This is a genomic window from Marinobacter oulmenensis (genome assembly GCF_014201735.1).
GTDB classification, from domain to species: Bacteria; Pseudomonadota; Gammaproteobacteria; order Pseudomonadales; family Oleiphilaceae; genus Marinobacter; species Marinobacter oulmenensis.
Genome location: NZ_JACHFE010000003.1, coordinates 199,333 through 216,810 on the forward strand (window position 1 = coordinate 199,333; position 17,478 = coordinate 216,810).

13 protein-coding genes are annotated in these 17,478 nt (G+C 61.6%); 2 read left to right on the plus strand and 11 right to left on the minus strand.

Translation table 11 applies throughout. The features are described 5' to 3' along the window. Nucleotide 1: 1 nt before the first annotated feature. Entirely contained in the window at nt 2–808 is an 807-nt protein-coding gene (locus HNR38_RS07170) for a LuxR C-terminal-related transcriptional regulator (RefSeq protein WP_183701334.1), read from the minus strand. A 199-nt stretch (nt 809–1,007) separates the two neighbouring features. Between HNR38_RS07170 and HNR38_RS07175 the strand changes: the two genes are divergently transcribed. Both HNR38_RS07175 and HNR38_RS07180 read left to right on the plus strand, forming a co-directional pair. Next, nucleotides 1,008–2,381: an APC family permease gene (locus tag HNR38_RS07175; protein ID WP_183701337.1), complete on the plus strand. Its 1,374-nt coding sequence runs from the start codon at nt 1,008–1,010 to the stop codon at nt 2,379–2,381. A gap of 18 nt (nt 2,382–2,399) precedes the next feature. After that, nucleotides 2,400–3,275, plus strand: coding sequence for a carbon-nitrogen hydrolase family protein (locus HNR38_RS07180; RefSeq protein ID WP_183701340.1), 876 nt, complete (start codon nt 2,400–2,402; stop codon nt 3,273–3,275). A gap of 82 nt (nt 3,276–3,357) precedes the next feature. Here HNR38_RS07180 and HNR38_RS07185 read toward each other — a convergent pair whose 3' ends face one another. From HNR38_RS07185 to HNR38_RS07230, 10 genes are all read right to left on the minus strand, one after another. Continuing rightward, nucleotides 3,358–4,179: an ABC transporter ATP-binding protein gene (locus HNR38_RS07185; protein WP_183701343.1), complete on the minus strand. Its 822-nt coding sequence runs from the start codon at nt 4,177–4,179 to the stop codon at nt 3,358–3,360. Next, nucleotides 4,176–5,216, minus strand: a complete 1,041-nt coding sequence (locus HNR38_RS07190; protein ID WP_221275717.1) for a FecCD family ABC transporter permease — start codon at nt 5,214–5,216, stop codon at nt 4,176–4,178. The genes HNR38_RS07185 and HNR38_RS07190 overlap by 4 nt, the downstream gene beginning before the upstream one ends. Continuing rightward, a complete protein-coding gene (locus HNR38_RS07195; RefSeq protein WP_183701346.1) occupies nt 5,213–6,337 on the minus strand; it encodes an ABC transporter substrate-binding protein in 1,125 nt (374 codons plus the stop codon). The genes HNR38_RS07190 and HNR38_RS07195 overlap by 4 nt, the downstream gene beginning before the upstream one ends. 15 nt (nt 6,338–6,352) lie before the next feature. Further along, on the minus strand, nt 6,353–7,252 hold the full coding sequence (locus HNR38_RS07200) for a PepSY-associated TM helix domain-containing protein (protein ID WP_183701349.1): 900 nt from the start codon (nt 7,250–7,252) through the stop codon (nt 6,353–6,355). Between the two features lie 10 nt (nt 7,253–7,262). Then, nucleotides 7,263–9,437: a TonB-dependent siderophore receptor gene (locus HNR38_RS07205; RefSeq protein WP_221275718.1), complete on the minus strand. Its 2,175-nt coding sequence runs from the start codon at nt 9,435–9,437 to the stop codon at nt 7,263–7,265. A 162-nt stretch (nt 9,438–9,599) separates the two neighbouring features. Next, on the minus strand, nt 9,600–10,409 hold the full coding sequence (locus tag HNR38_RS07210; RefSeq protein WP_183701355.1) for a helix-turn-helix domain-containing protein: 810 nt from the start codon (nt 10,407–10,409) through the stop codon (nt 9,600–9,602). A gap of 114 nt (nt 10,410–10,523) precedes the next feature. Next, the gene (locus HNR38_RS07215; RefSeq protein ID WP_183701358.1) at nt 10,524–12,296 is read right to left on the minus strand and encodes an ABC transporter ATP-binding protein; all 1,773 of its coding nucleotides are present in this window, start codon (nt 12,294–12,296) and stop codon (nt 10,524–10,526) included. Next, complete coding sequence (locus HNR38_RS07220; RefSeq protein ID WP_183701361.1) at nt 12,293–14,059, minus strand: ABC transporter ATP-binding protein; 1,767 nt, start codon at nt 14,057–14,059, stop codon at nt 12,293–12,295. Before HNR38_RS07220 ends, HNR38_RS07215 begins: the two co-directional genes overlap by 4 nt. Further along, entirely contained in the window at nt 14,059–15,324 is a 1,266-nt protein-coding gene (locus HNR38_RS07225; protein WP_183701364.1) for an MFS transporter, read from the minus strand. The genes HNR38_RS07220 and HNR38_RS07225 overlap by 1 nt, the downstream gene beginning before the upstream one ends. Next, nucleotides 15,314–17,410, minus strand: coding sequence for a TonB-dependent receptor (locus tag HNR38_RS07230; RefSeq protein WP_221275719.1), 2,097 nt, complete (start codon nt 17,408–17,410; stop codon nt 15,314–15,316). Before HNR38_RS07230 ends, HNR38_RS07225 begins: the two co-directional genes overlap by 11 nt. Nucleotides 17,411–17,478: the final 68 nt, after the last annotated feature.

Below are 17,478 nucleotides of genomic sequence, written 5' to 3' on the forward strand. Positions count from 1 at the left end.
CTCACTCTTCCTGCGTCAGCTTGGCAAACAACGGCATCAGCAGGGCGAACAGCTCCGCCTGGGAGGAAATCCCGCACTTGGCGTACAACTGCCGACGAAACACCTTCACCGTCTGGGGGCTGACCTCCAGGTTCAGGCCAATGGACAGGGACGAGTGCCCCCGCAGGATAAACAGGGCCACTTCTGCCTGCCGCGGGCTGAGCCGGATATCATGCTGACGTTTCAGTGCCTCCCTCAGCCGGTCTCCCAGTGGCGCTGGCTCGGCGGCGCGCTGGCCATCCGGCTGATATCCCTGCCAGTTCTGTTCGGCCAATGCGCTCAGTGACTGGCCATTTTCGTACAACGTCCGGATTTCCCGTTTGCTGAAGGGCGTGCCGCTGGAGCGGTCACGGCCCAGGCAACTGGTGATGGTCACCGATTCCGAAATCGTTGCGAAAACCGCCATCTCATCCAGCAGCGTGGTCTGCTTGTAATAGGCCTTGAAGTACTGGGTGCGCCGGAAGTGATCCGGCGCTATGTCCCGCAGCCGGACAACGCCCCGGGTTTCACCCTTGCGGTGCTGGTGATAGAGCGGGTCCAGCAGATAGGCGCTGTCCAGGTACTGGCTGTCCATGGGCTGATAGACGATGGGATCGGTGTATTCCCGGTACAGCACCGTCGGGCGATTCTCGCCGCTGTAGGCAATGATGATGAGGTTGTCGAAATGGCAATAGCATCGCAGCAGGGCGGCATAGGCACGGGCAAAGTCCGGGGTGCCCAGGGCCCGGATGGCCTGGGCCAGCGCCTTGTCTTGATCGGTTGATTTCACGGAGGGCTACTCGCCAAAACATACCACAGTGGGGTTATAGTCGCCCCGGCGTCGTCTCGCTAACGTTTACACGCCCTGCGATTACTACGTATTGCAGTCTAACGGCGTTGCTGTAATGGCCGCAACAAAGACGCAGGCAGAGGTAAACAACGAAAATAAGGCGCACCGGGTGCGCCCTGACTGTTCTGGAGACGGGCTTATGTCGCAAGACAGAATTACACTGGAGAGAACCCTATCGCTGCGGGCCGTGGTACTGTTCGGCCTCGCCTATATGACCCCCCTGATTGTTCTGGGAACCTTCGGGGTGGTGGCCAGCACCACCAACGGCTCGGTGCCAACGGCCTACATCATCACCACCATTGCCATGCTGTTTACCGCCTACAGCTATGGCGTCATGTCCCGGGCCTTCCCGGTGTCCGGTTCCGCCTACACCTACGTGCGCCGGACCATCGATTCCCGTGTCGGCTTCATGGTCGGCTGGGGCGTCCTCCTGGACTACTTCTTCCTGCCGATGGTGATCTGGCTGATCGGCGCCGCTTACCTGCACGCCCGCTTCCCCGAGGTACCCAACTGGCTGTTCCTGATTGGCTTTATCGGCATTACCACGATCCTGAACGTCTATGGCATCAAACTGGCCGCGAAGGTCAATTCCCTGCTGATGGCCTTCCAGGTACTGGTTATCGTGTTCTTCGTGCTGCTGTCACTCCGGCACGTGTTCGCCGACGGTGGTGCTGATGCCCTGTTCAGCCTGGCACCGTTTTTCAATTCGGAGTCCAGCTTTTCAACCATCGCGGCCGGTGCTGCTGTGGCCGCCTATTCCTTCCTCGGCTTTGACGCGGTGACCACGCTGACTGAGGAAACGGTCAATCCCCGACGCAACATCCCCCGGGCAATCCTCCTGACAGCCCTGATCGGTGGCGGTATCTACGTGCTGGTCGGCTACACCACCCAGTTGGTGCATCCGGGCGCCCAGTTCAACGACGCCGACTCGGCCGCCTTCGAGATCGCCACCGCCATTGGTGCCGACCTGTTCGGTGCGGTGTTCCTGGCGGGCATGGTCCTGGCCCAGTTCACCTCCGGCATTGCCGCCCAGGCCAGCGCGTCCCGCCTGCTCTTTGCGATGGGCCGTGATTCCGTATTGCCGCGCCGGTTTTTCGGCACGCTTCACAAGCGTTTTCACACACCGGTATACAGCATTGCGCTGACCGGACTGATCGGCGTTGTCGCACTGTTCATGGACGTGCTGTCCGCCGCCTCCTTCATCAACTTCGGCGCGTTCATCGCCTTTACCATGGTGAATGTCTCGGTCATCGTCATGTATTTCCGTGATCGGGGCATGCGCAACGAATACAACGTCCTCAAGGCGGTCGTGGTCCCAGCACTGGGTGCCATGGTCAACCTGTGGCTGATGAGCAAGCTGGACATCAACGCCGTGACCCTGGGCCTGGTATGGCTGGCGATTGGCTTCATTCAACTGATGCACCTGACCCGGTTCTTCACCAAGCAGCCGCCGGAAGTGGATTTCAGCGAAGATGACGCTGACACCACCCCGCGTGCCGCAGACCCGGTCTGACAGGTGACGAGGAACAGCATGTCGAGATTTCTTCCCCTGCTACTCGTTCAGGCCCCGGCCCGCGCGCCGGGGCGGGACCCGAACCTGGATGGCTTCGAGCACGAAATGGCCACCTATCTGAGCGATTTCGGCCCGGCATTCACCGAAGCCCGCATGGTGGTGTATCCGGAGTTGCACCTGTGCAGCGCCGAAGGCACGCCTGAGGAGCGAACTACACAGCTTGAGGCCCTGGCCGAACCGCTGTCCGGGCCACGCATCCGGCGACTGGGCGAGATTGCCCGCCGATTGGGCATCTGGCTGCTACCAGGCACCGTCTGTGAACGCGGAGAAGACGGCCACCTGTACAACACCGCTCCGGTTTTCTCACCGGAAGGTGAGCTGGTGGCCTCCTACCGCAAGTGCTTCCCCTGGCGGCCCTTTGAGCCTTACCGCCCGGGCCATGAATTTGTGGTCTTTGATGTGCCGGGCATTGCCCGGGTCGGACTGGCGGTCTGCTACGACATCTGGTTTCCGGAGGTTTCCCGGCAACTGGCCTGGATGGGTGCGGAGGTGATCATCAATCAGGCGGCCACCACCACCTGCGACCGGGCACAGGAGCAGGTACTGGTCCGGGCCAATGCCATTTTCAACCAGACCTACGTGGTCAGCGCCAACATGGCGGAACCGGCCGGCACCGGGCAGAGCCTGATCGTCGACCCGGAAGGCCTTGTACGCACGGCGATGCCCGGCGCAACGCCCGGGATTCTGACCGATGTACTGAATATGGAGGAAGTGGCGCGGGTGCGCCAGTTCGGGACCGCCGGGCTGAACCGGCTCTGGGCGCAATCCCGGCCGGACGACCCGGTGCTGGAGCTGCCAATGTACCAGGGGCGGCTGGACCCCAGCCGGTTCTGAGTCGATAAAAACGATAAGGCCCTGCCGGGAAAGAACCCGGCAAGGCTTTTCGGTTTTCCGGACCCCGTGGGATGAACATGCGCTAGTCCCTGATCGCCCTGACGCCAGTGATGACCGCCTGGGGGACGCCATCGAACTCCACAACCCGGCCGGAAACACCATAAACCTCAGCAAACAGTGCCGGAGACAGTACCTGCCGTGGGCAACCCACACCCCTGACACACCCGTTGCTTAACACGACGACCGTGTCGGCGTATCGCAACGCCAGGTTTATATCATGCAGGGCAATCATGGATATGAGCCCCGAACGCTTGGTTTCGGCCACAACCTGCTCCAGGGATCTGAGCTGGTAATACAGATCCAGTGCACTGGTGGGCTCATCCAGGAGCATGACCCTGGGCTTCCGGACCAGAGCCTGGGCCAGCCCCACCCGTTGGCGCTGACCACCGGACAGTTGCGCCAGCATGCGGTCAGCCAACGGCATGAGTTCCAGTTGGTGAAGCGTCGCCTCCACCTGCTCTGCTGCGCGGGCAACCCGAAGTTCACGCCCATCAGGCCCAGCCCCGGCCATGGCTGCGCTGAGCACCGATTCGAAGACACACAGGCGGGATGCGGCGGGGAGCGTCTGGGGGACATAGGCGATTTTCCGGGCACGCTCAGCAAAGCCGGCCTGACCGACCGGAACGCCATCCAGGCAGACCTCGCCGGTCGTGCTGCTAAGCCCGGCAATGCCCCGGAGCAATGAGCTCTTGCCGGCGGCATTGGGGCCCAGCAGCGCGACAACCGTTCCGGGCAGTATGGACGGCAAGGAGACCTGGTGCAGGACCTGTACCATCCCGTAACGCAGACTGAGTTTGCTGACATCCAGGCGCGACCCGCGGCGTTCCGGTGAATGAGCACTCATGCCGCGCCCTCCCTGACCCGAAAGACAATGGCGACGAAGAAGGGAATGCCCACCAGCGCGGTGACGATCCCGACCGGGATCAGCACGCCACTGATCAGCACCTTGCTCGCAATGGATGCCAGAGACAGGATAAAGGCCCCGGTCAACGCCGATACCGGGAGCAGGAAGCGGTGATCCTCGCCAATCATCAGACGCGCGATATGGGGGGCAACCAGACCGACAAACCCGATGACACCGACAAACGAGACCGAGACGCCCGCCAGAAGGCTCACCCTTACCAGCGAGGACAACCGCAGGTGTCCGACATCAATACCGAAACTGCGCGCCCGGTCCTCGCCAAGCGTCAGAGCGGTGAGCGACCAGGACCTTCGCATAGCAAAAGGCAAAGAGGCCAGCAGCAGGGTCGCCAGCACCGCCAGCTTGCTCCATGACGCCCGCCCCAGACTCCCGAGGGTCCAGAACACCAGTTGCTGCAGGGTATCCTGACTGGCAACAAACTGCAGCAACGCCACCAACGCGTTGAACGCGAAGACCAGGGCGATCCCGAAAAGCACCAGACTCTCCACGCCCAGGCCCCGCCAGCTCGCCAGTAGCCACAGCAGACACGACGAAGCCAGGGCAAACACGAAGGCATTGGTCGCGACCATGTACTCCTGGGCCAGACCGGGCAGGCCCAGTCCCAACACAATCGCCAGGGCAGCGCCGAAGGAGGCCGCCGCAGAAACCCCGAGGGTAAAAGGACTGGCAAGCGGGTTCATCAGTGTGGTCTGCATTTCACAGCCGGACAGAGCCAGAGCCGCGCCAACCAGTATCGCCATCAAGGCGTAGGGCAGGCGAACGTTCCAGACGATCACCGCCTCCGCCGGCGATACGGTCTCCGGGTGCAGCAGAATATGCCAGAGCCGGGCGACACTCATGCCCGACGGCCCCGTGGTCACATCAACAGAAACCGCCACAAGGACGCCAAGCATCAGGGCGCCAACAATCAGCACTCCCCGCCGGAACCTCGCCTGATAGCCGGTTCTGTATGGGCTCAACGGGATAGCTCCGTGAACAGTACCCCGGTCTCCGGAATCGGCATGAAGCGGCGGTAGAATTCCGCCCGGGTGGCGTACGGGTCCAGATTAGGGAAAAGCTCCGGATGCAGCCACCGGGCGAGCGCCTGGACCGCCAGGAAATGTTCCGGGGAATCGTAGAAGATGTGCCAGAGCCCGTAGACCCGGCCTTCCCGGACAGACGTCAGCGCCGACGTGGCGTCCCGGTGGGCGACGGCTTCGAGACTCCTGCGGGCGGCGGCCCGGGTTGCCTGGTATCCGAGCGTGACGCCCCCCTGATCGCCGGCGAACACGCCGGTGGCGATATAAACCTCCGGGTCGCGGGTAAGAATGTACTCCGGGTTCAGCGTGCCAAATGGCCCCGGGATCAGTTTGGCCCCGATGTTCTCTCCGCCAGCCAGTGCGATCAGCTCGCCAAGGTTGCCCTCACCGGGCGAGCCACAACAGTCCCTGAGGCCGGCCAGCATATCGAGGAAGACCGTTGGCCGATGGAACTCCGGGGCTTCCCGCGCACTGTCGAGCACGGAGGCCACCCGTTTCAGTTGCTGCCGGTAAAACCTGATGAAGGCTTCTGCTTCTTTATCCCGCTCGAGTACCTGTCCCATTGCCCGGATACTCGGTAAGGTGTTTGTCAGTGGGTGTGCGCTGAAATCCACATAGACAACCGGCACACTGGCTTTTTCCAGTTGTCTGACCGCGGCACTCCCGGAGCCGGGGCCGTGCCCTCCGGTCACGGTCAGAAACACCACATCCGGCGCCAGGGCGAGCGCCTTCTCCACGCTGAAGGTCTGGGCGGAACTGCCACCCACCAGGGGAATCTCGGCCATGTCCGGGAAGCTGCGCTGGAAGGCCTGATAGCCCTGTACATCCAGCATCCGGAAATCCCCCTGCCAGCCGACAACACGCTCGGTAAGATCGCTGCGTTCCAGCAAAGCCAGGCTGTAGATAAGCCGCCCCTCGCCGAGTAATACCCGTTCCACGTGATCAGGAACCACGACCGTTCGGCCGGTAACATCAACCACCTCCCGGGCTCCGGCCGACATGGAAAACAGCACCATCAACAACACAAGAATCCGGCTGGCAGAAGCATTCGGACGCCACATATTCAGATAACCTCGTCAGGAATTGGATGAACGGTTACGTGTCTTCTTCTGCCACCAGACAGCCAGGCCCGTGGCATAGAGAACGACCAGAAAAACGCCGGCAAGCACAACAAGCGTTTGACCAACCGCGCCCAGCATCAGTGACGCGTGGATTTCGGAAAACACGGGTTTGAGTGATCGCATGGCTTCCTCACCCGCGAACATCATGGGTACGCATAGCCATACCCCGGTCACGGCCAGCAGGGTCATGGGCAACCACAGGGCAACGGCACTCAGGTTATGGATATCCCGCCAGCGACGCGCATAGGGTTTGAGGCCAAGACACTGCCATCCCGGCAGCAGCGCCCGCCGCCAGCGGTCCGGCCGTTTGCCCCTTGGCCACCACAACCAGACGCCCGATACCAGTGACAGCATCATGACCACGCCCAAAGAGGCGGCAAGCAGCCGGCCCGCGGGCGGCGGCAGCATCATGGCGGTATGCAGGGACACCACCTTTGACAACCACAGGTCGTCGTAAACGAAAAACCCCCGGGGCTGCGCGCTGTATGGATCCAGCATGGCCACCCCCATTCCCGGGCGATCTCGCAGGGGGCCAAACACAATCACGTTTTCCGAGGGCAGAAAGCCGCGCCCTGGCGGCGCCGTTCCCAGGGCGCGCTCAAGTTCCGGGAAAGCACCCAGGGCGGCGGCCTTTAACCGATCCGGGGACGCCGGTGTCGTGGTGGCCCCGGGGGACTCCATGAGGGTCAGCATCGAGTCCCCAACCTCGGCGCCCAACCAGGACTCCTTGAACACCAGGGCCGCACCCGTCACCCCCTCAAGTGCCAGGAACAGCCCCAACCCCAGGGCCAGCCAACGGTGGACGCGCAGCCACACCTGGCGCCTGGCCGACCGCTTTCGTTTTACAGAGCCCATAGCTGACGCCTTAGTACTTGGCTCTGACGGTCAGCATCAGGTTTCTCGGCTGTCCGTAGACATTGCCCATGGTGGCCGGACCAAAGTTGGCACTGCCCAACCGGTTGTAGTATTTCCGGTCAAACAGGTTGTTGATATTCAGGCCCGCCGACCAGTGTTGGTTGATCCTGTATCCGACCCTCATGTCGGCAATCGCAAAACCGCCCTGCTCCACCCGAACCGGGGGGCGTCCGCCCTCGGAATAGATGTCGGACTGGGCATTCAGACCGGCCCCCACGCTCCAGGCATCCCAGGCACCGGGAAGCCGATAGTTGGTCCAGAGTTTCAGCAGGTGGCGGGGCGTAAAGGTCCGGTATGGCTGCCCCTCGTTCTCGGGATCATCCAGGTATTCCGAGGTGTTGTAGGTATAGCCGGCACCAACCTGCCAGTCCGGTTGCAGTTGTCCATACACCTGAACCTCAACCCCTTCACTTCGGACCTCGCCATCACTGGCATAGCAGCAGTTGTCCACGATGGGATCAGTGACCGCAATGGCTCGATCGGTTTCCTCGATACGGAACAACGCCAGAGAGGTGTTGAGACGGCCGTCCATGAGTTCACCCTTGATGCCCACCTCATAGTTGGCACCGACCACCGGTGGCAGGGAATTGCCGTTAACGTCCTTTCGATTGCTCTGAACCTCGAAGATATCGGCATAGCTGGCATAGGCGGCCCAGTCCTCCGTGAGCTCATAGACCAGGCCAAGATAGGGGGTAAATTCGTGGTCCTGATCATAATCGGAGCTGACCTCGCCAGTGGCGAGATTCTTCGAGCGGGTGTCCCACCAACTGACACGCCCTCCGGCAATCACGGTCAGAGGATCCGTCAGCGACAGGCGCAGGGTTCCGTAGATGCCTTTCTGTCGGGTCTCGGTACTGGATTCGTCCCCCCAGACAGGCGCCCCGGGATCGGCGATGGAGGACGGGTGGAAATTAAACACATCAACGGGCGTGCCGCCAAACCCGGGCAACTGGCCGCGGTTTGAACGGGCATCACGGTCATACCAGTTGGCCCCCAGAACCGCCTCGTGGGTCTGCCCGAAAGCGTCAAAGCGACCATCCAGATAGGCATCCAGGGCCAACTGCTCATTGTCATAGGCATTGGCACCGCCCATCATCATCGGCCCGGTCAGGGAGCCCCTGTCCACCGCGCCGCGGGTATAGGCGTATTTCAGTTCACTGGTTTCGTCGTCGTAGACAGCGCTGAGCTTCAGCCGCCAGTTCCGGCTCAGGGCATGTTCCAGCTCCGCGAAGACCTGGGTCGTCTCGAAATCCCAGTAGGTCCACGGAGTGGACAAAAACGTATCCCGTGACAGATCCAGGTCGCCACCGTCGCTGTATCTGGGCAGGCCGCCAAAAGGCGGTGTCCAGTCCCGTTTCTGGTACCCGGCCCCCAGGGTGAACAGCGTGCGCTCACCCAGGTCACTCTCGACAATGCCGTAAAGGGCGTGCCGCTCGCCCTCCACATAATCGATGTGGGACTCACGGTCGTCCCAGGCGCCGGCAATGCGCCCACGCACACTGCCGCTCTGGTTCAGCGGCGAACTGTAATCAAGCTCGATGCGTTGATTATTCCAGGAACCAAGGCCCGCAGACGCACGGAAAGCCGGCTCCGCACCCGGCCGCTTGCGCACCAGATTGATCACACCGCCCGGCTGGCCGGCGCCGTTAAACAGCCCGGCCGCCCCCCGCAGCACTTCAACATGGTCGAACATCAGCATGTCGGGCTGGGACCAGGAGGCTCCGCCAGTCTGGATGGGAACACCGTCATACTGAAAATACTGCACCGGATACCCCCGGGAATAGAAGGCGGGAATGATCGCGGTCCCTGACTGATCGACCGTTATACCCGGGGTCTTGGCCATCACCTCATCAAGACTGGTCAGGTTCTGGTCCTCAATCTGCTGTCGGGTGATGACGGTGATGGATTGCGGGGTCTCTTTACGCGACGCTGCGCCCTTTGACCCGACGGACGCCGAAGGCGTGGAATACTGTCCCGTGCCTTCGGTCTGGAAACTCGGCATGGCACTGCCCTTCACCTCGATGGCGGGCAGTTCATAGGAAGAGCCGGATTGCCCGGCCTCGTCGCTCGATTGTGCAGAGACCGGCAACGCGGCGGTGGCGCAGGACAACACCAAAGCAGACACACTGACCGGCCGAAAGCCTGGTGAATGCCCCAAAAAGGAAGAGCGAACAGAAAAAACGGATATCATTGCCTACCCCAGAATGTTAATGAGAATAATTATTAACGATATCCAGTAGGGACAACGACCGCTTCAGATTGATGCGCTATTTCTTTCGTTTTTCGGTCAACCTGCAAGGCGGCTTGGGGGAAAACCGTAAACCTTGCGAAAGAGGGTGGAGAAATGGGGAATGGCGTAGCCAACAAAGGAGGCCACCTCGGACACCGAGTACTCCCCTGTGGCCAGCATGCTGTAGGCTTCCTGCAGGCGGTATCGCTGGATGAATGCAAACACACTCATCCCGAATACCTGGCGAAAATCCACGGACAGCTTCTTGGTATTGGTACCGGCCCGTCGGGCCAGTTCCGCCAGCGATAGCGGGTTCTGGTAATGCTCAATGGCAAGCTCCCGAACATGATGCACACGTTCGATATCCATCCGGTTGAGACGACGCCCCGGTTCAACGCCCTCACCCAGCAGGTTATTGACCGCCGTCGCGGCCAGTTCCAGTCCCTTGCCGGCAAGATAGACGTCACGCACGCCCCCCTGGAACGGACACGCCATGGCCTGGGCCGCAATCGCCTTGATGGCGGGAGTCATGGGTTGTTTCAGAACCTGAATGCCCCTCTGGGTGTGGAGACGCCCCCGACGGCATTGAGCCATCATTTCCAGATTGAAACCGTTACGGCGTGCACTCACCCAGTCCAGGCCGACCCGCAGGCTTCGCTGCAGCCGATGGGCAACGAGATAATCGCTGCCATCCTGCCCGCCTTCAGAGATCACCAGATAGACAGACGAATTATCGATATCAAAAGGCCTGCTGCCATTAACCCGGGCCTGTCGACAGCCATCCAGCGAGACAATGACCTGCAATCCCTCAAATACCGGGCCCTGTTCGATCACTGCGTGATCGGGAGTAAAGGTACTCGCCGACATCGTCAAATCGGTTGCAAATTGCCGGGACCAGACACCCACGTTTTCACACCTCTAAAATGAGAATGATTATCAATATATGTTCAGCCACCCGCGCTGTCAATTTCCGCCCCGGGATCACAGGGGCTGGGGGACAGGCTCAGAGACCCCGTCGAAACCAATCTGCCAGTCTTCAGCCCGCTGTTGTTGCTGCCAAAGATGCGCATACAGGCCCTTCCGTGCCATCAACGTGTCATGGCAGCCAGCCTCCACCAGGCTTCCGTGATCAAGAACCAGGATTCTGTCCGCGTCCCGGATCGTCTTCAGTCGATGGGCAATAATGACGACGGTGCGGCCCCGGGCCAGGTTACTGATGGCCCGCTGGATCTCGCGTTCAGCGGAAGGATCGACACTGGCAGTCGCCTCATCCAGCAGCAGGATGGGGGCATTTCTCAGCAAGGCGCGGGCAATGGACAGGCGCTGGCGCTCACCTCCGGAGAGCGACCCGCCATTTTCATCCAGCACGGTGTCATAGCCATTGGGCAAAGCCCGGATAAAGTCGTCGGCGTAGGCCTGTCTCGCTGCCGCAACGACTTCGTCAAAGGAGGCGTCCGGCCTGCCCAGGCGCAGATTGTCCATGACCGTACCGGAAAACAGGACAACATCCTGGAACACCATGGCCACTTGCTGATAGAGCGTATCCCGGCTCATATCACGCACATCCACTCCGCCAATGCGAACACGGCCGGTGTCAACGTCCCACAGGCGGGCAATCAGGTGAACCAGGGTGGTCTTCCCGGCGCCGCTCGGCCCGACCACCGCCGTCAGAGCGTTGGCGGGAATCTCGCAACTCAGGTGTTTCAACACAGGCTGGTCGTCGTAACCAAAGCTGACCTGCTCAAACTCGATGCTCTGGTCAACCGGCACGGCAGGTGACGATGGCTCCGGCATAACCGGCTGTTCCAGCAGTTCCTCAATGCGCGCCATGGCCCGGCTGGCAAACCGCAACAGCAGCGTGGATAGCCCAACCTCGAAGAGTTGCCGGTAAACGGGCAGGGCCAGCACCAGGAACGTCACCAGGTCGGCAGTTCCGATGGCATCGTTGCCCAGCCAGCCGGCTCCCGCCACCAGTATCAGGAGGTAGCCCAACTCCAACACAAAACCGAAAGCCACCAGCCAGGGCGCAGGCCGGGATTCCGCCTCCAGTTGCGCAAGATGATGCTCGTTCAGGATCGACTCAAGCCGGTTCCATGCCCAGCCAAACCGACCAAACCCGCGAATAGCGGCAATGCCCTGAATATACTCCTGAACCGCAGCCTGGGCGTGGGATCCCGCCGCCATCAGGCGCGGTCCAGTCCGGCTCAGCACCTTCTGGGTCAGGTACAGCGTCATTAACGCGAAGGGGATGGTAATGAGGGTGACCAGCGCCAGTTGGACATCAAGGGTAAACAGAAAGAGCAATAGAAAAACCGGCACCAGCAAGCCGGATACAAACACCCCCAGAAAATGCGACCAGATGTGTTCCACCAGTTCCAGGTCAGAGGTCAGCCGGGCCCCCAGGTCACCGCCCCGCTGCTGGCCAAACCAACCCAGCGGAACCCGCCCCAGGTGGTCCGCCACCCGCAACCGGGCTTCGGCCATCATGGCATAGGCGCCACTGAACACCAGTGGCATGCCGCGCACACCGGCCAGTATGCGTAAGACCACCGACAGCACCATCAGGGCAGCAAAGGACAGCACCTCCACGCCGGTGAGTGATCCGTCAAAAAGGCCGGCCAGGAGATAATAGACAAAGACGTAAGGCAGAGCCGTAAAGAAGGCCTCAACCATGATCCAGGCAAGCCCCCTGGCCAGCCTTGGATCGCGTTGTCCGGAAAGCCGGAATCCCGCCTGCATGAGTTCCCGGATCATGCCTCTGCTCCTGTCGTTGATCCCAGAGTCCACTGGCGGGCCTGCTGGTCTGCGGCCCACAACCGGCGATAGGCCTCGCAGGTCGCCAGCAATTGCTCATGCCGGCCACAACCGACAACCCGCCCTTCGTCCATCACCACAATCCGGTCGGCGTGCCTGATGGTGGCCAGCCGGTGCGCGATCATCAGCACGGTGCGATTCCGGCACAGGCGGTTAAGGGCCTGCTGGATATAAACCTCGTTATCCGCGTCAATACTGGCGGTCGCTTCATCCAGCAGCAGTATCGGCGCATCCTTGAGCAGGGCCCGGGCAATGGAGATCCGCTGGCGCTCGCCGCCCGACAGGCGGGCACCCCGTTCACCAATGTCGGTGTCATAGCCCTCGGGGAGCCCGGCAATAAAGTCATGGGCACGGGCGGCCCGGGCCGCCTGTTCGATGTCTTCATCCGAGGCCGATGGCCGGGCCATCCGCAGGTTGTCACGAACGCTGCCGTAAAACAGGAAGACCTCCTGCAGCACCACACCGAATCGCTGGAGCAATTCATCCAGGGGCCACTCCCGGATCTCCCGGCCACCCACCAGGATTTCACCCCGCTGGTATTCATAAAGCCGGCCAACGACGCTCAACAGGGTACTTTTGCCAGCGCCACTGGCTCCAACAATCGCCGTCAGTTGCCCGGCTGACGCGGTAAAACTGACCCCATCCAGCACCCAGTTGTCGTGATAGCGCTGGCTGACATTACGGAACTCAATCGCCAGGTCCGTTGCCGGAAGGCCGTCTGCGTGGGCCTGCTGCAAAGGAGGAGCCTCGAGGATGTCTCCGATTCGCTTCAGAGCCTCCTGGCGTTGTGCCTGTTCACCGACAGCGAAGGTCAGACGCAGCAGGGGGGACAGAACCGTGGGCGCCACCAGAAGAAACAGCACCAGTGTGGATAGTTCCAGATCCTGGTTCAGTGCGCGCCAGGCGCCCCAAGGCGCAACAATAACCAGGCCGGAGCCCAGGAGCGCGACAAACACCACCCAAGCACCCGAAGACTGGCGGGCAAAACCCGAAACCCAGTCAACGGCGCCCCGGATCGCCCGGGCCAGTTCGCCAAAGGAGCGGGCACTGAGGCCATAGGTCTTGATCAGGTGGATGCCCCGAATGTACTCACTGACCTGACCGGCGATGCGTTGCTGGAGTTCGCTCCACTGGCGCATGCGTTCGCCGCTGCCACGCATGAACCACCACTGCCCCAGCAGCGCCAGGGGCAACGGGGCGACCGCCGCCAGCCCCAATGGCCAGTCGACCGCCATCAGGAGGGCGGCAGCCAGCACCGGCACCGTGGCCGAGGCGGCAATGTCCGGCAACATGTGAGCGAAGAAGCCTTCCATACTATTGGCATCGTCGTTAACCACACGCCGGAGGGGGCCGCTGCCCCGACCGCTGAAGAATGACAGCGGAACCTCGCCGAGCCGGCGGACCATGGCCAGCTTCAGGCGGTGCTGGATTCGGAAGGCGCCCTTGTGCGCCTGCACATGGGAGACGGCCATCAGCGCCCAACGCAGCATCAACACCAGGGCAATCAACGCTATCTGCTGCCAGATGAACGTCATCGACGGAGACACGCCTTCCAGCTCAACCACCATGCGATAGATCAGCCACAGGGGCAGGATACTCAGGCCTGCCGCCAACATGGCACAGACAATCGAAACGGCAACAGGGCCAGGTGCCAGCCCCAGTAGTCGGGTCAGGCTCAACGGTGTTACGGGGTCCGGCGTCATTAGGCGGGCTCCAGGTCAGTTTGATGGGGATTCAACGGCGCCCGGTTCCTCACATTCATCGAAACCAACACCAGGGTGGCCAGCAGGGCCAGGGAGGCGGAGACCCCAAAACAGACGGGATAACCAAAATGCTGCGCCAGAACACCGCCCACGACCCCGCCAATCATGGCAATCAGGGCGTCAGAGCATTGGAAGAGCGTGAAGTCGACGCCGGATTGACTTGGGCTGGTCAATTGCATCAGCGCGGAATAGATCACCACGAAGCCGGCAGCCATACTGGAAAAGAGGCCGCCGGCCAGGGTAACCAACACGCTGGTCGTGGCGCCGGATTCCAGCCCGGCAATCACCCCGCCCAATGTCAAAGCCTGCAGCGCCAACACCACGGTCACGGCCCACCAGCCGGGCAAGAAGCGGGCAAGTATGCCGCCGACCAGGGTGCCCAGCAGTCCGGCCAGGGCACTGAAACCGCCAAACAGCCAACCAAGCTCTGACAACTCCACACCATGATCCAGAAGCATCGGCCCCAACATGCCGAAGGCCGTGCGTACGCCAGCGCCCAGCAATAACACCAGAAGCAGGCCCTGGCGGATCTCCCGGCGCGCCAAGGCCTTCAGGAGTGATGGCCGCTTGCGGTGGCCGGCCAGCCAGACAGTCGGGCGCCGGGTGATCAGCAATGGCAGGCTGATCACAACCACCAGCAAGGAGACAATCAGCAACGCTCGGGGCCAGCCTGTGGCACCGGCAACCAGCAGGAATCCCCCGCCCCCCAGCAAAACACCAACATAGCTGCCGCCCACCTGCATCAGGTTGCCCCGGTCGAAACGGGCCTCTCCACGCAGGGTGTCGATGAGCAGGCCGTCCGTGACGATATCCACGGAAGCCGATACCAGCGCCGCCAGCAGCAGCATCACACCGATCACTAGCGGCAGCGTGATTCCTGCCAGTGACAGTACGGCAGGGAGCAGAAGAATCAGGGCCAGCAGACACTGACCGCCGACGATCATCCGTACCGACCGGTCGTTACCCGGTAACGGATGACGGGCCCGCTCCACCGCCGGCGACCAGAGGAACTTCAGCACCCAGGGCAGATAGAACAGGTAACTGAGCCCCACGATCTGCAGCGATAACCCGGCGTCCCTAAGCAATGCCGGCATGGACTGGGTCGCCAGGGTGGTGACCAGCGTCTGGGAGACATAGACCGCACCGCAGGCCAGCAGGAATCTCGCCCCCGCCGTCCCGGCCATGGACCCGGGCTCAGTAGACATAGTCGACCGAAGCACCCAGGGTTCTGCCGTCTGCAACCTGCGCATACCGTGTGCCACCGAACACAAAGCCGTAGCCACGGTAGGTTTCATCGGTCAGGTTCTGGCCGTAAATGGACAGGGTGACGTCCGGAAGGGGCTGCCAGTCAACGCTGGCATCCAGCAGGGTGTACCCGGGCTGCTCCAGGGTATTGGCACTGTCGAAGTACTGCCGGCCGGTCCTCGACACCGTCACCCTTGGCTCCAGGCGCTGGCCCGAGGGCCGGAAGTGGCCAGTCACCGACACGCTGCCCTTGTACTCCGGCACCAGCGGCACCTTGTTTCCGGAGCAGTCACTGCAACTGGCCGGGCTGTCGTAATCATCGTACTCCGCCCGGGTATAATGACCGGCGGCAGACAGGGACAGGTAAGACAATGCCCGCCAGTCCAGAGACATCTCCACGCCGGTAGCGAGCATATCGCCCACGTTGGTGAGCGTCTGGGTCCCCATGTCACTGTCGCCGTACATCTGCACATCCCGGGTGTTGATCCGGTAAATGGCAGAGGCGAAACTCAATCGGGGGGATTGGTAGCGAAGGCCCAGTTCGTAGTTGATCGAGGTTTCACGATCAAAGCCTTCCGCATCGGCCACACTGGATGGCGCCAGGTTATAGCCGGCGGGTTTGTAACCCTGGGAAACGTTCACATAGGTCCGCCAACGGTCACTGAGCCAGTACCCCGCAGCAACCCGCCCGAGCCAGGTGTTGTCTGTCACCTCCTCATCACCGCTTAAGCCACTGCCGGCGACCGTGCCATTGAAACGGGTTTCGGCATGATCCCGGGAAAAACGACCGCCTACGGAAATATCCGCACGCTCCGTCAGGTACCAGGTCAGGTCGGCGTAGGCCGCCAGAGACCGGCGTTCATTGTCAGAGCGGGTGTCGATATAGGGGGAATATACCGGTGCCACCATGTCGAACAGATAGCGCCGGCTCTGGTCCGTTTCCTGATGGAAGATCCCCATGATCATGTCCCAGGGCTGGCTGCCGTCATTCAGGCTGACCATCCTGAGCTCCGCCGTACGCTGGTCCCATTGCTCGGGCTGGGAGGAATAATAGTTGGTGATCGCCCAGTGTCGGCGGATGTCCAGGTCCTGATCACTGAGCATCGCGGAAACCTGCCAGCCGCCTAGGTCATATTGGCCGTTAACCGCAAACTGATTGCCGCAGCGTTCCTGGTCAAAATTCCGGTATGGTTCCGGCAGGTCGGGTGAAATCGCGGCCTGGCGGTCATCAATGTCGTCGTAAAGGGTATAGACATCCTGGGTGGTCTGGGTGCAGTCCCTCGCCGCGGTCAGATTCCATTCGTAATCGGCGTCATCCGGAGCCAGCCTGAGTCGAAGCCGGCCGGCGTCCGTCTGGCTGCCACCAAGATCGTCCCTGACCAGTGAACTGTCCAGGTCGCCGTTTTGCTCCTGGCTCAGGAGGGTAAGGGAGCCATAGAGAAGGCCTGGTTTGATGGCGCCGGAGGCCTGCGCCTTCAACTCATACCCATCCCGACTGGCGGCACCGGCCCTGGCGTGCAGATACGGCTCATTACCCGGCTCCCGGGTCACGATATTGAGGATGCCGCCCGAAGCACTGCGGCCATAGAGTGTTCCCTGCGGGCCTTTCAGCAACTCCACCTGGCTGACGTCACCCAGAGCCTGCAACGACGCCACGGGCAACTGAGGCACGCCATCCACATAAACCGTGAGCGCCGGATTGTAGAAATCCTGGGCCGAGGTCACCCCACGCATCGTCATGATCGGAAACAGGGCGGAGCCACTGTAAGACATGTGCAGTGATGGGAACGCCCGTTCCAGTCCCTGCACGGTAGTGATGTGCGCAGCCTTCAACTCTTCATTGTCGGCGACTTCCACGGCCTTGTTCATGGTCGCCGCCGGCTCACCCTTCTTGCTCGCCTGTATGACCAGCGCATCCAGCTCCCGGGCGCCCTTCGTCTCCTGTTGTTCAGCCTGCCCCAGAGCGGGCGACGGAGAAAGGGTAATCGCCAGGACAGTCGCCAGTGGCATACCTGCACCGACGCAGACTCTTGGAACGTGCTTCATGGTCACACCTGCATTACAATCGGAATTGATAATGCGTATCATCTACAGCGCAATCATGAACCGCTAGC